General features: G+C 73.9%; 13 protein-coding genes. 3 read left to right on the top strand and 10 right to left on the bottom strand.

The window, feature by feature from the left end:
- Positions 1-108: 108 nt before the first annotated feature.
- The gene (locus AB0K43_RS08690; protein WP_363637269.1) at positions 109-666 is read right to left on the bottom strand and encodes a GNAT family protein; all 558 of its coding nucleotides are present in this window, start codon (positions 664-666) and stop codon (positions 109-111) included.
- Positions 667-709: 43 nt separating this feature from the next.
- Positions 710-1327, bottom strand: a complete 618-nt coding sequence (locus AB0K43_RS08685) for a TetR/AcrR family transcriptional regulator (RefSeq protein ID WP_363637267.1) — start codon at positions 1325-1327, stop codon at positions 710-712.
- Positions 1328-1439: 112 nt separating this feature from the next.
- On the opposite strand from AB0K43_RS08685, the gene AB0K43_RS08680 reads away from it, so the two are divergent.
- From AB0K43_RS08680 to AB0K43_RS08670, 3 genes are read left to right on the top strand one after another with little or no spacing between them, the layout of a single operon-like run.
- Complete coding sequence (locus AB0K43_RS08680) at positions 1440-2195, top strand: SDR family oxidoreductase (RefSeq protein WP_363637265.1); 756 nt, start codon at positions 1440-1442, stop codon at positions 2193-2195.
- The gene (locus AB0K43_RS08675; protein ID WP_363637263.1) at positions 2192-2965 is read left to right on the top strand and encodes an SDR family oxidoreductase; all 774 of its coding nucleotides are present in this window, start codon (positions 2192-2194) and stop codon (positions 2963-2965) included. The genes AB0K43_RS08680 and AB0K43_RS08675 overlap by 4 nt, the downstream gene beginning before the upstream one ends.
- Positions 2962-3930, top strand: a complete 969-nt coding sequence (locus AB0K43_RS08670) for an NADPH:quinone oxidoreductase family protein (RefSeq protein ID WP_363637261.1) — start codon at positions 2962-2964, stop codon at positions 3928-3930. Before AB0K43_RS08675 ends, AB0K43_RS08670 begins: the two co-directional genes overlap by 4 nt.
- 55 nt (positions 3931-3985) lie before the next feature.
- On the opposite strand, the gene AB0K43_RS08665 is transcribed toward AB0K43_RS08670, so the two are convergent.
- The 8 genes from AB0K43_RS08665 to AB0K43_RS08630 all read right to left on the bottom strand — a co-directional run bounded on the left by AB0K43_RS08665 (position 3986) and on the right by AB0K43_RS08630 (position 13726).
- The gene (locus AB0K43_RS08665) at positions 3986-5107 is read right to left on the bottom strand and encodes an acyl-CoA dehydrogenase family protein (RefSeq protein ID WP_363637259.1); all 1122 of its coding nucleotides are present in this window, start codon (positions 5105-5107) and stop codon (positions 3986-3988) included.
- Entirely contained in the window at positions 5104-6279 is a 1176-nt protein-coding gene (locus tag AB0K43_RS08660) for an acyl-CoA dehydrogenase family protein (RefSeq protein WP_363637257.1), read from the bottom strand. Before AB0K43_RS08660 ends, AB0K43_RS08665 begins: the two co-directional genes overlap by 4 nt.
- 1 nt (position 6280) lies before the next feature.
- Positions 6281-7504: an acyl-CoA dehydrogenase family protein gene (locus tag AB0K43_RS08655; RefSeq protein WP_363637255.1), complete on the bottom strand. Its 1224-nt coding sequence runs from the start codon at positions 7502-7504 to the stop codon at positions 6281-6283.
- 2 nt (positions 7505-7506) lie between these two features.
- The gene (locus tag AB0K43_RS08650) at positions 7507-8559 is read right to left on the bottom strand and encodes a phosphotransferase family protein (RefSeq protein ID WP_363637253.1); all 1053 of its coding nucleotides are present in this window, start codon (positions 8557-8559) and stop codon (positions 7507-7509) included.
- 193 nt (positions 8560-8752) lie between these two features.
- A complete protein-coding gene (locus AB0K43_RS08645; protein ID WP_363637251.1) occupies positions 8753-10228 on the bottom strand; it encodes a catalase in 1476 nt (491 codons plus the stop codon).
- Positions 10229-10399: 171 nt separating this feature from the next.
- Positions 10400-12055 carry an APC family permease gene (locus AB0K43_RS08640; protein WP_363637249.1) on the bottom strand — a complete coding sequence of 552 codons (1656 nt, stop codon included), beginning with the start codon at positions 12053-12055 and terminating at the stop codon, positions 10400-10402.
- Positions 12056-12416: 361 nt separating this feature from the next.
- On the bottom strand, positions 12417-13184 hold the full coding sequence (locus tag AB0K43_RS08635; protein ID WP_363637247.1) for a hypothetical protein: 768 nt from the start codon (positions 13182-13184) through the stop codon (positions 12417-12419).
- A 185-nt stretch (positions 13185-13369) separates the two neighbouring features.
- Positions 13370-13726 carry a hypothetical protein gene (locus tag AB0K43_RS08630; RefSeq protein WP_363637245.1) on the bottom strand — a complete coding sequence of 119 codons (357 nt, stop codon included), beginning with the start codon at positions 13724-13726 and terminating at the stop codon, positions 13370-13372.
- Between the last annotated feature and the right edge of the window lie 45 nt (positions 13727-13771).

The raw sequence follows: 13771 nt of genomic DNA, 5'->3' as shown, positions 1-13771 counted from the left end.
CGAGCCTCCCGCGGGGGAGCGCCCGGCCTCATCGACCGGTCGGCCACATCTGCGGCGGCCGCGGTGGAGGGCCGTCAACCGATCGGTTGATGCCGGGCGGCGCCGGACTCAGCCGGGGTGGCGGTCGTTGAGGATCTTCTGGAACAGCACGTGGTCCCGCCACTGCCCGTCGATCAGCAGCAGCTTCGGCGCGGTGCCGATCACCTGGAAGCCGCTCTTGAGGAGCACCTTCTGCGATCCCGGGTTGTCGGTCGCCGCGCCGGCCTCCAGCCGGTGCAGCCCGAGCTGCTGGTCGGCGGCCCGGCAGACCAGCGTCACCGCCGCGCTGGCCAGGCCCCGGCCGACGTGCCCGGCGTCGATCCAGTACCCGAGGTTGGCACTGTGCAGCGGGCCGCGCACCACGTGGGAGAGCGTGACCGTGCCGACGATCTCGCCGCCGCCGACCAGGACGTACGGCGCCTGCCGCCCGGCCTCGCGCTGCTCCAGCTGCTCGCACAGCCGGGCCGCCTGCCCGGCGGGGGTGAAGAACTCCTCGTCCCGTCGTGGGTCCCAGCGGCGCAGGTGCTCACGGTTGCGCAGGTAGGCCCGGAGCAGCGCCGGGGAGTCGCCCTCGGCGACCGGGCGGAGCTGGACGTCCGGGGCGACGGCGACGGCATGGAACATCATCGGATCACCGTACTCCGGCGGGCTCCCGGTTCGGGCGGGGGCTTCAGGCCGCGGCGTCGGCCCCGAGCATCCGCAGCACCAGCACCCCGTAGCGGCGGCCCAGCTCCTCGGGCGGCTCGCTGCTGCGCTCGGTGTACCAGCGGGAGACGTCGATGCCCAGCGAGGTGACGGCGCGGGCGGCGGTGCGCGGGTCGGGCACCTCGAAGACGCCCGCGGCCACCCCGCGCTCGATGATCCGGCGAACCGTTTCCTCGATCCGGATCCGGAGCTCCGCCACGGCCGCGAAGGTCTCCTCCGGCAGCGCGTGCAGCTCGTTGTTGACGATCCGGCCGACCGTGTGACCGCGCGCGTGCCAGCTGGTGAACTCCTCCACCAGCACGCGCATCTGCCGCACCGGATCGGTGCTGGCGGCCTCGGCCTGCTCGACCAGGTCGAGGGTGGCCTGGTGCCCGGTCCGGCTGATCTCGGCGAGCAGGGCGGCCTTGGACGGGTAGTGGATGTACAGCGCGGCCGGGCTCATCCCGGCGGCGGTCGCGATGTCGCGGGTGGTGGTGGCGTGGTAGCCGCGTCGGGCGAAGGAGTCCACGGCCGCCAGCAGCAGCCGCCGGGGGGCCTCGGTGCCTTCGCCGGGCCACAGGTCGGCGGTTGCTCGGTCACTCATGGGCTCAATCCTCGCAGAGGGATCACGGGCCGGGCGGCTCGGCCTGTTGACAGTGTGGCCCCACGCCAAGATGCTGAGCAAGCGCTTAGTCACCCTCTCGAAAGGTACGGCGATGACCTCCTCCCTCAAGGGCCAGGTGGCCGTGGTCACCGGAGCCAGCCGGGGCATCGGCCTCGGCATCGCCCGTGAGCTCGTCCAGCGCGGCGCCCGGGTCTGCATCACGGCCCGCAACGCCGAGCCGCTGGACGATGCCGTCCGTGACCTCGGCGGCGCCGACCACGCCATCGCGGTGGCCGGCAAGTCCGACGACACGGCCCACCAGGAGGAGGCGGTGGCCCGCACCATGGAGGCCTTCGGCCGGCTCGACCTGCTGGTGAACAACACCGGCATCAACCCGGTGTACGGGCCGATGCTGGACACCGACCCGGTCGCCGCGGCCAAGATCATGGCCGTCAACGTGCTGGCCCCGCTGGCCTGGACCAGGCTCGCCCACGCGGCCTGGATGGGCGAGCACGGCGGCGCGGTGGTCAACGTCTCCTCGATCGCGGGCCTGCGCGCCTCGCGCGGCATCGGCATGTACGGCGTCAGCAAGGCCGCCCTGATCCGGCTCACCGTCGAGCTGGCCGCCGAACTCGGCCCCGACATCCGGGTCAACGCGGTAGCCCCCGCCATCGTCAAGACCCAGTTCGCCGAGGCGCTGTACGAGGGCCGCGAGGACAAGGTGATCCGGGCCTACCCGCTCGGCCGGCTGGGGGTGCCCGAGGACGTCGCCGGGGCGGTCGCCTTCCTGCTCTCCGCCGACGCGGCCTGGATCACCGGCCAGACCCTGGTCGTCGACGGCGGCGTGACCCTGGGCGGTGGCCTGTGACCGGCCGCCGGGTGGTCGTCACCGGCGCCGGCCGGGGCATCGGCGAGGCGCTGGCCGCCGCCTTCGCCGCCCGCGGCGACCGGGTGGTGGTCAACGACCTCGACGCCGGGGCGGCCCGGGCGGTCGCCGCCCGGATCGGCGGCCTCGCCGCGCCCGGCGACGCCGCCTCCGCCGAGGGCGTCGCCGACCTGCTCGCCACCGCCGACCGCGAGCTCGGCGGCGTCGACGTGTACTGCGCCAACGCCGGGGTGGCCCCCAAAGGCGGGGCGGACGCCGCCCCCGAGGCCTGGTCGCAGGCCTGGGAGGTCAATGTGATGGCGCACGTCCGGGCCGCCGAGCAGCTGCTGCCGCAGTGGCTGGAGCGCGGCGAGGGCCGCTTCCTGGCCACCGTCTCGGCCGCGGGCCTGCTCACCATGCTCGGGTCGGCGCCCTACGCGGTCAGCAAGCACGGCGCGCTGGCCTTCGCCGAGTGGCTGTCCGCCACGTACCGGCACCGCGGCGTGCGGGTGCACGCGCTCTGCCCGCAGGGCGTGCGGACCGACATGCTGACCTCCACCGGCGAAATCGGGCAGGCCCTGCTCGCACCCACCGCGATCGAGCCCGCCGAGGTGGCCGAGGAGGCGCTGCGGGCGATCGAGGCCGAGGAGTTCCTGATCCTCCCGCACACCGTGGTGGCGGACTACTACGCGGCCCGCGCCACCACCCCCGACCGCTGGCTGGCCGGGATGAACCGGCTCCAGCAGGGGCTCGAGGAAGGGGCGGCGCGATGAGGGCCTGGCAGGTCGGCGCGCTCGGCGAGCCCGCCGAGGTGATGCGCCTGGCGCAGGACGTGCCCGAGCCGACACCGGGGGAGGGGCAGGTCCTGGTCCGGGTCCGGGCCGCCGCGGTCAACTTCCCGGACGCGCTGATGTGCCGGGGCCACTACCAGGTGCGCCCGCCCCTGCCGTTCACCCCCGGGGTGGAGCTCTGCGGCGAGCTGGTCGGCGGCGACCGGGCCGGTGCCAGGGTGATCGGCACCCCGCTGCTGCCCGCCGGGGCCTTCGCCGAGTACGCCCTGATGGACGCCGCGAGCGTCTTCCCGGCCCCCGAGGCGCTGGACGACGCGCAGGCCGCGGCGCTGCACATCGGCTACCAGACGGCCTGGTTCGGCCTGCACCGCCGGGCCCGGCTGGCAGCCGGCGAGACGCTGCTGGTGCACGCCGCCGCGGGCGGGGTCGGCAGCGCCGCCGTCCAGCTCGGAAAGGCCGCCGGGGCGCGCGTGATCGGGGTCGTCGGCGGGGCCGAGAAGGCCTCGGTGGCCCGGGAGTTGGGCGCCGACCTGGTGATCGACCGGCACGCGGAGGACTTCGCCGCGGCCGTCCGGGCGGCCACCGGCGGGCAGGGGGCCGACGTGGTCTTCGACCCGGTCGGCGGCGAGGCGTACACCGGCTCCACCAAGTGCGTGGCCTTCGAGGGGCGGATCCTGGTGGTCGGCTTCGCCAGCGGCACCATCCCGGCGCCCGGTCTCAACCACGCGCTGGTCAAGAACTACTCCGTCCTCGGCCTGCACTGGGGGCTCTACAACACCCGCGACCCGCAGGCCGTCCGGCAGGCCCACCGGGAGCTGACCGAGCTGGCCGCCAAGGGCGTGGTGCGCCCGCTGGTCAGCGAGCGGCTGGCGTTCGACCGCGCCGCCGAGGGCGTCCAGAAGGTCGCCGACGGCGTCAGCACCGGCCGGATCGCCGTCCTGCCCTGACGGGCACCAGGGAGGGGGCCACCGCCGCCGGCGGTGGCCCCCTCCTGTGGTGCGTTCAGCCCACCGGCCCCGGCAGGTCGACCAGCGCGGCCAGCGCGTTGCGGTGGTACCCGGGGGTGCCCAGCGCGATCTGGTCCGCCTTGGCGCGCTTGAGGTACAGGTGCGCCGGGTGCTCCCAGGTCATCCCGATCCCGCCGTGCAGCTGGACGCACTCCTCCGCCGCCCGCACCGCCAGCGCCCCGCAGTGCGCCTGGGCGAGCGCGACCGCGACCGCCGCGTCCGGACCGCCGGTCGCCAGCGTGTCCGCCGCGTACCGCGCCGCCGCCCGGGCCCCGACCGTCTCCAGCCAGAGCTCCGCCAGCCGGTGCTTGAGCGCCTGGAACGAGCCCAGCCGGCGGCCGAACTGCCGGCGCTCCTTCAGGTACTCCACCGTCGTGGCCAGGCACCACTCGGCCAGCCCCAGCTGCTCCGAGGCGAGCAGGCCGGCCCCGGTCAGCAGCGCCTGCCGCAGCGCCGCCACGGCCGGCCCGCCCGTGGCGAGCAGCCGCCCGGGCGCCTCGTCCAGCGTGACGTCCGCCAGCGGCCTGGTCAGGTCCAGCGAGGTCCGCCGGGCCAGGCCCAGACCCGGCGCCCCGGCCCGCACCGCGTACAGCGCCGGGCCGTCCGGGCCCTCGGCCGGCACCAGCAACAGGCCGGCCGTCAGCGCGTCGGCCACCGAGGTGACCCGGCCGCGGAGCACGCCGCGGGCGTCCGCCCGGACGGTCGCCGGGAAGGCGGCGCCCGGCGCGGCGGACAGCGGCACGGCGACGGTCGCGGTCAGCGTGCCGCCCGCCACCTCGGCCAGCAGCGCGTCCTGCGGGCAGGCCGCCAGCAGCAGCGTCCCGGCCAGCACGGCGCTGCCCAGGAACGGCACCGGGGCCACCCGCCGGCCCAGCTCCTCCAGCACCACCGCGGTCTCCCGCAGGCTCGCGCCCGCGCCGCCGTACTCCTCGGGCACGTGCAGCCCCGCGACCCCGAGCTCCGCCGCCAGCGTGCGCCACAGCGCCGGGTCGTACGGCTCCGGGCCCTCGCAGCGCGCCAGGACGGCCGAGGGCGGGCAGCGGTCGCCGAGCAACGCCCGTACGCTGGAACGGAGTTCCTCCTCGACCTCGGAGTAGAGCAGATCGGGCGCGCTCATCGCGGCAGCTCCTTCCAGGGCGTGTCCTTGTCGGTCCGGGGCTCGGCCGGCAGGCCGAGCACCCGCTCGGCGATGATGGTGCGCAGGATCTCCGAGGTGCCGCCCTCGATCGAGTTGCCCTTGGCCCGCAGGTACCGGTAGCCGGCCTCGCGACCGGTGAAGTCGACCAGCTCCGGGCGGCGCAGTGTCCAGTCGTCGTAGCCGAGGCCCTCCTCGCCCAGCAGTTCGACCTCCAAGGCGCTCAACTCCTGGGCGAGCCCGGCGAAGGCCAGCTTCATCGCGGCGCCCTCCGGCCCCGGCTGCCCGACGGCGAGCTGCTGGCGCAGCCGCTCCCCGGCGAGGCGGGCAACCTCGGCGCCGGCCCAGGCCTTCAGCAGCCGCTGGTGCAGCTCGTGGGTGCGCAGTTCGGGCCGCTCCCGCCAGGTCGCGGCCACCACGCCGGCCATCCCGCCCTCGCGCGGCATCGCCTGGCCGCCGATCGCCACCCGCTCGTTGTCCAGCGTGGTCCGGGCGACCTGCCAGCCCTCGCCGACCGCGCCGAGCCGGTGCGCGTCGGGGATCCGCACACCGGTCAGGAAGACCTCGTTGAACTCCGCCTCGCCGGTGATCTGCCGCAGCGGGCGGACCTCCACCCCGGGGTCGGTCATGTCGCAGACGAAGTAGCTGATCCCGCGGTGCTTGGGCAGGTCGGGATCGGTCCGGGCGATCAGGATGGCCCAGCGGGCGGTGTGCGCGCTGGAGGTCCACACCTTCTGGCCGTCCACCCGCCAGCCGTCGCCCTCGCGGACCGCCCGGGTGGCCAGTGCGGCCAGGTCGGAGCCGGCGCCGGGCTCGGAGAACAGCTGGCACCAGACCTCCTCGCCGGTCCACAGCGGCCGCAGGAAGCGCTGCTTCTGCTCCTCGCTGCCGTAGCGCAGGATGGTGGGCGCGGCCATGCCGAGGCCGATGCCGATCCGGCGCGGGTCGTTGTCCGGCGCCCCGGCCGCCGCCAACTCGGCGTCCACCACGGACTGCAGGGCGCGCGGTGCGCCGAGGCCGCCGAGCCCGGGCGGGAAGTGCACCCAGGCCAGGCCGGCGTCGAAGCGGGCCCGCAGGAACTCTCCGGGATGGGCAGCGGCCGGGTCGTGCTCGGTGAGCAACCGCCGGATCCGCTCGCGCAGTTCGGACTCCATGTCAGGCCTCCCCGTGCTGCCGGCGCTTCAGCTCACGCCGGGCCAGCGACCGCTTGTGCACCTCGTCCGGGCCGTCGGCCAGCCGCAGCGTCCGGATACCGGCCCACAGGTGGGCGAGCGGGGTGTCCTGGCCGACCCCGGCCGCGCCGTGCGCCTGGACGGCCTTGTCGAGGATCCACTCCACCGCCGCCGGGACGGCGATCTTGATGGCCTGGATCTCGGTGTGCGCGCCGCGGTTGCCGACGGTGTCCATCAGCCAGGCGGTCTTCAGCACCAGCAGCCTGGCCTGCTCGATCCGTACCCGGGACTGAGCGATCCAGTCCTGCACCACGCCCTGCTCGGCCAGCGGCTTGCCGAACGCCACCCGCTCGGTGACCCGGTCGCACATCAACTCCAGTGCCCGCTCGGCGATCCCGAGCGCGCGCATGCAGTGGTGGATCCGACCCGGGCCGAGCCGGGCCTGGGCGATCGCGAAGCCCGACCCCTCGGCGCCGATCAGGTTGCCGGCCGGCACCCGGACGTTCTCGAACAGCACCTCGGCGTGCCCGCCGTGGTCCTCGTCGCGGTACCCGAAGACCGTCATCCCGCGCCGGACGGTGACCCCCGGGGTGTCCCGCGGCACCAGGATCATGCTCTGCTGCCGGCGCGGGTCCGCGCCCGGGTCGGTCTTGCCCATCACGATGAAGATCCGGCAGTTCGGGTTCATCGCACCGGTGATGTAGAACTTGCGGCCGTTCACCAGGTAGTCGTCGCCGTCCCGGGCGATCCGGGTGGTGATGTTGGTGGCGTCCGAGGAGGCCACCTCCGGCTCGGTCATCGCGAAGGCCGACCGGATCTCGCCGGCCAGCAGCGGCTCCAGCCACTGCTTGCGCTGCGCCTCGTCGCCGAACTCGGCGAGCAGCTCCATGTTCCCGGTGTCCGGTGCGGCGCAGTTCAGCGCGGTGGGGGCCAGCAGGACCGAGCGACCGGTGATCTCGGCCAGCGGCGCGTACTGCAGGTTGGTGAGGCCGGCGCCGAGGCTGCCCGGGAGGAAGAGGTTCCACAGCCCGCGCGCCCTGGCCGCCGCCTGGAGCTCCGCCACCACGGGCGGCACCGTCCAGGCTTCCCTGGCGGGGTCCGCGAGTTGGGCGGTCAGCACCGGCTCGGCCGGGTACACGTGCTCCGCCATGAAGGCGAGCAGCTCACCGCGCAGCTCCTCGGTGCGGGCGTCGTAGGAGAAGTCCACGGTCAGTGCTCCTTCTGCTTGAGCGAGGCGAGGCCGAACCGCACGAAGGCGGGCACCAGTTCACCGACCCGGTCGAAGCCGGGGCCGACCGTGCCGCCCTTGGTCCAGCGGTAGTGGATGCCCTCCAGTACGACGGCGAGCTTGAAGGAGGCGAACCCGACGTACCAGCCGAGGGCGCCGACGTCCCGGCCGGAGCGTTCGGCGTACCGGCCGATCAGCTCCTCGGTGGCGGGGAACCCCGGGGCGAGCACCGCGCCGGGCAGCACGCCGTCGAAGCGGCGGGCCAGTTCGACGTACATCACCAGCAGGCCGAGGTCGGTCAGCGGGTCGCCGACCGTGGACATCTCCCAGTCCAGCACGGCGGTGATCTCGTCCGCGGCGTCGACCAGCACGTTGTCCAGCCGGTAGTCGCCGTGCACCAGCGCGGGCGCCGGTGACGGCGGGAGGGTGGCCGACAGGTGGGCCTGGAGTTCGTCGATCCCGGCCACCTCCCGGCTGCGGGAGGCGGCCAGCTGCTTGCCCCAGCGGCCCAACTGCCGCTCCAGGAAGCCCTCCGGGCGGCCGAAGTCGCCCAGGCCGATGCGCTGCGGGTCCAGCGCGTGCAGCTCCACCAGGGTGTCCACCAGGTGCAGGCCGAGCCGGTGCACCCGCTCCTCGCCGAGCCCGGCGAACTGCTCGGTGTCCCGGTAGACGGTGCCCGGCGCGCACTCCATCAGGTAGCACGGGGCGCCGGTCACCGCCTCGTCCTCGATCAGCAGCAGCGGCCGCGGCACCGGCACCCCGGTCGGGTGCAGCGCGCCGAGCACCCGGAACTCGCGGGCCATGTCGTGCGCGGTGGCCAGCACGTGGCCGAGCGGGGGGCGCCGCAGCACCCAGCGGCCGGTGCCGTCGGTCAGCAGGTAGGTCAGGTTGGACTTGCCGCCCTCGAACAGCCGGGCCCGCAGCGGCCCGGTCAGCAGCCCGGGCAGCTCGCGGTCGATCCGCTCCCGCAGGCGCGGGAGATCGAGACCGGGCAGGTCGTCGGGGACGTCGGAGGCGTCCGGTGCGTCGCTCATGGGCTCCTCGCCTGGGTGGGACTCGATGACTAAGCGCTTGCTTAGAATCCCTGCGAGGCGTCCGCCTGTCAACGGCCACGGCAGCCGGGGTCGTCCGGGGCGGTGAGGGCGGCCTCCCCGGCTCCGCCGACCGGAGCCGCGCGGCCGCCCGCCGCCCTCACCCCCGGCTGCTGCCGTCCGCCCTCACCCCCGGCTAGCGTCCGTCTGCCGCCCGGCCGCCGTCGACCTCGGCGGCGATCCGGTCGCCCAGGGCCTGGTCGACGTTGCGCCAGTACCGGACCGCCCGGGCCAGGACCGGTGCCGAGACCCCCTTCAGCAGGTGGCCGCTGATGTTGGAGACCAGCCGCTCGCGCGCGGCGTCGTCCAGTACCTGCCGGACCATGGTGCCCGCCTGGCCCCAGTCGTCGTCCTCCCGGTGCAGCGGGTACGCCTCGCGGACCATCCTCCCCGCCACGTCCCAGCCCAGCGGCGCGCCCCACAGCTCCGGCCGGGCGGCCGGCCCGCCGTAGGAGTTGGGTGCGTACGGCACCTCGGCCCGGGCGGCGTCGAACCGCATCGGCCCGTCCTTGGCGTACGAGTGCACCGGCACGTGCGCGCGGTTGGGCGGCAGCTGGGCGTAGTTGGGGCCGATCCGGTACCGGTGGGTGTCGGGGTAGGAGAAGATCCGGCCGAGCAGCATCTTGTCGGGCGAGACCCCGATGCCGGGCACCAGGTTGGACGGCTCGAAGGCCGCCTGCTCGATGTGCACGTGGTAGTTGTCCGGGTTGCGGTTGAGCGTCATCCGGCCGACCTCGATCAGCGGGTGGTCGCCGTGCGGCCACACCTTGGTCAGGTCGAACGGGTTGAAGCGGTAGTCCCAGGCGTCGTCGAAGGGCATCACCTGGACGTACAGCGTCCAGGAGGGGTGGTCGCCGGCGACGATCGCGTCGTACAGGTCGCGCAGGTGCGCGTCCGGGTCCTCGCCGGCCAGCCGGTCGGCCTCGGCCTGGGTGAGGAACTCGATGCCCTGGTCGGTCTTGAAGTGGTACTTCACCCAGAACCGCTCGCCGGCGGCGTTGACCCACTGGTAGGTGTGCGAGCCGTACCCGTTCATGTGGCGCCAGGACCTCGGGATGCCGCGGTCGCCCATCAGCCAGGTGACCATGTGCGCCGACTCGGGCGACAGGGTCCAGAAGTCCCACTGCATGTCGTGGTCGCGCAGGTGGGTGTCGGGGCGTCGCTTCTGCGAGCGGATGAAGTCCTGGAACTTGATCGGGTCCCGGACGAAGAAGACCGGGGTGTTGTTGCCGACCAGGTCGTAGTTGCCCTGTTCGGTGTAGAACTTCAGCGCGAACCCGCGCGGATCGCGCCAGCTGTCGGGGGTGCCGAGCTCACCGGCGACGGTGGAGAAGCGGGCCAGCATCTCGGTCCGCTTGCCCGGCTGGAAGAGGTCGGCCCTGGTGTACCGGCTGACGTCCTGGGTGACCTGGAAGACGCCGTAGGCGCCGCCCCCCTTGGCGTGCACCACCCGCTCGGGGACCCGCTCCCGGTTGAACTGGGCCATCTTCTCGATCAGGTAGTGGTCGTGCAGCAGGATCGGGCCGACCGGGCCGGCGGTGAGCGAATCCGAGTCGCTCTCGACCGGGACACCGGCGTTGTTGGTGGTGTACGGGACGTGTGCTTCGGACATGGCGGCGAGGCCTCCTGGCGGTTCCGCGGCACCGGGCGTACCTGCGGGCGGGCAGCGGGCGCTCCGCTGCGGCCGTGTCCCACTGGAACACCGCCCGCCGTGCCCCACAACCGCAGAGCCCGGCCGGTGGGCACCGGCCGGGCTCTGCTGGGTTCGGGGATCGGGGAGGGGTCAGTGACCGCCCTCGTCGACCACCTCGACGTCCTCGATCATCTGCTCGATCAGGTGAGCGGGGAGCGCGACCCGGGTGGCCCAGGCGTAGATGCCGGTAGCGAAGACCGCGACCACGCCCATGTCCCACCACATCGGCAGGTTGCCCTGGCCGTCGCCGAAGCTGCCCTGCCAGGAGATCAGGCCGAGGCCCAGCAGGTAGACCGGCAGCCACTGGGCGGCGCGCCAGTCCAGCTTGGGCGCGTTCGGCAGGCCCTTGCGGGTCGCGTAGGCGGCGTAGGAGCCGAGCAGCACGTAGCCGAGCACGATCGCGATGCCGAGGCGGGCCAGGGTGTGCCAGCCGGTCCAGTAGATGATCAGGCTGGCGACCGCGAAGGACAGCGGGGCGATCACGGCGCCGCCGGGCAGGCGGTACGAGCGCTCACGGTTCGGCAGGCGGCGACGCAGCGCGCCGAAGGCCATCGGGGCGCCGGCGTACATCAGCACCGAGGCGGAGGTGATGAAGCCGACCAGCTCCTGCCAGCTCGGGAACGGGAGGAAGCAGATCACGCCGGTCAGGAAGGAGATGGTGAGACCGAACCACGGCACGCCGCGGCGGTCGACCCGCTCGAAGAGCTGCGGGGCGTAGCCGTTCTTGCTGAGGCCGTAGGAGATCCGGGAGGTGGAGGTGGTGTAGATCAGGCCGGTGCCGCCCGGGGAGACGATGGCGTCGAAGTACAGCACCCAGGCCAGCCAGCCCAGGCCCACGGTGGTGGCGAGGCCGGCGAACGGGCCGCTGATGCCGGGGAAGTCGAGGTTCTCCCAGCCGTTGGCGAAGGAGGCGGCGGGCAGCGCGGCGATGAAGACGACCTGCAGCAGGACGTAGATCAGCGTGCCGATGGCGACCGAGCCGAGCACCGCGCGGGGGATGTCGCGCTTGGGGTTCTTGCTCTCACCGGCCAGCTGGATCGCCTGCTCGAAGCCGAGCAGGGCGAAGATGATGCCGCTGGTGCTGATCGCGGCCAGGATGCCCTTGGTGCCGAACGGGGCGAAGCCGTGCGAGGTGAAGTTGCCGCCGTGGAAGTTGCTCACGGCCAGCACGAAGATGGCGAACAGCGGGACGAAGATCTTCAGCCAGGTGGCCGCGCTGTTGGTGTGCGACAGCACCCGGACGCCGAGGAAGTTGACCGCGACGAAGACGCCCATCAGGAACACCGCGACCACGAAACCGCTGGTGGTGAGGGTGCCGTTGTCGTTGAGGAAGCCCTTGGCGAACTCCCAGTGACCGGCGTAGCCGATCATGGCCTCGACCTCGATCGGCGCGACCGTCGCGGCCTGCAGCCACGAGAACCAGCCGAACGACATGCCGGCCAGGCCGCCGAAGGCGTAGTGCGGGTAGCGGGCGGTGCCGCCGGCGACCGGGAACATGCCGCCGAGCTCGGCGTGCACGAACGCGAGCAGGACGATCGCGACCGCCCCGATGCCCCAGGAGACGAGCGCCGCCGGGCCGGCGACCATGACGGCGTTCTTCGCGCCGTACAGCCAGCCGGAGCCGATGATCGAGCCGACGGAGGCCCAGAGCAGGCCGATCAGCCCGACCTCGCGGCGCAGCGAACGGCTGCGACCTGGCGAACCGGTCGGAGGGGCGGACTGGGCGAGCTGGTCGACAGAAGCCATGGGGAGGGGAACCTCTCGGTGAATGGCAGGTGGAGGCTGAGAGTTGCCCAAGGCTAGGGCGACGACGTCGCCGCACAACAGACGCGAAGCCGAATAGTTACATTCAAGGGGGCGATTTCACCGGTGCTGCACAAATGGTTGCTGCACGTGCATCTGTGCAGGTCAGCGCGGTCGTGCTCGAGATTTGAGGAATATTTGAGAATACGTGTGAAGTGGTATCGGTTCGCGCGGTCGTGCATAGCCATGTGGCCCGACGGTGGGGTTCCGGCCGGGGCGCCGTGCGGTGACGGCACGGATTTATACAGGATCCGGTCGATGGTTGATGCCCTGCAGGATCCGGCGGGGCGGCACGGGAAACCTGTCAGTTGGTGCTGTCCACGGCCTGTGCCGGGGTCTTGACCGGGTGGCCGGAGGCGTCCGCGGCGTACCAGAGGCCCCCGAAACGGGTGAGGTCGTGGCCGAGCGCCTCGCCGGCCGCGGTGTCCTCGGCGCAGAGGTAGAGCGGGCGGCCGTTGTAGAGCACCTGGATGGTGCCGTCGGCGCGGACGGTGGTGCCGAGCAGCCCCTCGTCGGCGCCCTGGCCGGCCACCGGGACGCCCTTGGTGGTCAGCGGGGGGAGTGCGGCGGCGCAGGCCTCGTAGCAGGTGGACATGGTGGTGGTGTCGCCCTCGAAGACGTAGAGGGTGCGGCCCTGGGCGTCGACCAGCACCGGGCCGAGCGGGTCGGCGCTCGCCACGGCGACGGCGGCGCCCGGGTCGGCGCCCGGGGCGGGGGTGGGAGCGGTGCCCGGGGCGGGGGTGGCGGCCGGGCTGGGCGCGGCGGGGGCGGCCGGGTCTGCGGGGGAGGCGCCCGGGGCGGGGGTGCCGGTGGCTGCGGGGCTCGCGGGGGAGGCCCCCGGGGCGGACGGGGCGGACGGGGCGCCCGGGGCGCCCGGGGTGGCGGGTGCGGCAGGTACGGCGGGCGCGGCCGCCGGGGCGGGGGGTGGGGTGGCGGTCGCGGTGACGGTCGCCGTGACGGTGGGGGCCGGGGCGGTGGCGGGCAGTGGGCGCCACTCGTTCGCGCAGCTGACCACGGCGGCTGTCAGCAGCACGGCCATCGAGACGGTGGCTGCCAGGTGGGTCAGGCGCATGCGCTGCTCCTCGGGCGGGTGGTCGTTTTCTCCACTACCTCCCGGGAGTCCTCGCTCGGCCACTCCAGGCGCGGCATCGTCAGCGCATGGGGGGAACGGATTGCCCTGGATGGTTGAGCGCGCCGTCGTGGCGGGGGTGCGATCGGGGTGCTGTGTGCGGTGTGCCGGCGGCTCGCGGTGCGGGATCAGCTCGCGGCGGCGCTGTCGTCCTCGGGCTCTGCCGCCTCGCCGGGCCCGGTGCCGGGTGGGGCGGGCGCGGCCGGACCGTGCCCGGCGGGACCGTGCTCCGCCGGGCCGTGCTCGGCGGACCACACCGTCTGATCGCCCCCGCGCCACCCGACCAGCTCGGGGTCGGACAGGTCGGGCTCCTCGACGCCGGCCCGCCGGATGAACTCCGCCACGTCCGCCGCGGCGAAGGCCTTGCCGACCGTCCGCCCGTAGATCTCCACCCGCCGGTACGGTCGGGCGCCCCGGGTGGGTGGGCGCACCACGACCGGCGGGGTGAAGATGTCCCCGCTGCTCCTGCCCTGTGTCTCGCCCATGCATCCAGTGTCGCTCTCCCCCGCCGGGACCGGGCGAGGCGGGCG

It is taken from the genome of Kitasatospora sp. NPDC049258, assembly GCF_040678895.1.
In the GTDB taxonomy this organism is placed as follows: domain Bacteria; phylum Actinomycetota; class Actinomycetes; order Streptomycetales; family Streptomycetaceae; genus Kitasatospora.
Note: the sequence above shows the minus strand (reverse complement) of the source record. Positions and strands in the feature narration are given on the sequence as shown.

Coding starts and splice junctions, on each gene's coding strand:
- AB0K43_RS08650 (WP_363637253.1), bottom strand. CDS start 8,559: ATGAGCGACGCACCGGACGCCTCCGACGTCCCCGACGACCTGCCCGGT.
- AB0K43_RS08665 (WP_363637259.1), bottom strand. CDS start 5,107: ATGAGCGCGCCCGATCTGCTCTACTCCGAGGTCGAGGAGGAACTCCGT.
- AB0K43_RS08635 (WP_363637247.1), bottom strand. CDS start 13,184: ATGCGCCTGACCCACCTGGCAGCCACCGTCTCGATGGCCGTGCTGCTG.
- AB0K43_RS08685 (WP_363637267.1), bottom strand. CDS start 1,327: ATGAGTGACCGAGCAACCGCCGACCTGTGGCCCGGCGAAGGCACCGAG.
- AB0K43_RS08670 (WP_363637261.1), top strand. CDS start 2,962: ATGAGGGCCTGGCAGGTCGGCGCGCTCGGCGAGCCCGCCGAGGTGATG.
- AB0K43_RS08690 (WP_363637269.1), bottom strand. CDS start 666: ATGATGTTCCATGCCGTCGCCGTCGCCCCGGACGTCCAGCTCCGCCCG.
- AB0K43_RS08640 (WP_363637249.1), bottom strand. CDS start 12,055: ATGGCTTCTGTCGACCAGCTCGCCCAGTCCGCCCCTCCGACCGGTTCG.
- AB0K43_RS08630 (WP_363637245.1), bottom strand. CDS start 13,726: ATGGGCGAGACACAGGGCAGGAGCAGCGGGGACATCTTCACCCCGCCG.
- AB0K43_RS08680 (WP_363637265.1), top strand. CDS start 1,440: ATGACCTCCTCCCTCAAGGGCCAGGTGGCCGTGGTCACCGGAGCCAGC.
- AB0K43_RS08645 (WP_363637251.1), bottom strand. CDS start 10,228: ATGTCCGAAGCACACGTCCCGTACACCACCAACAACGCCGGTGTCCCG.
- AB0K43_RS08660 (WP_363637257.1), bottom strand. CDS start 6,279: ATGGAGTCCGAACTGCGCGAGCGGATCCGGCGGTTGCTCACCGAGCAC.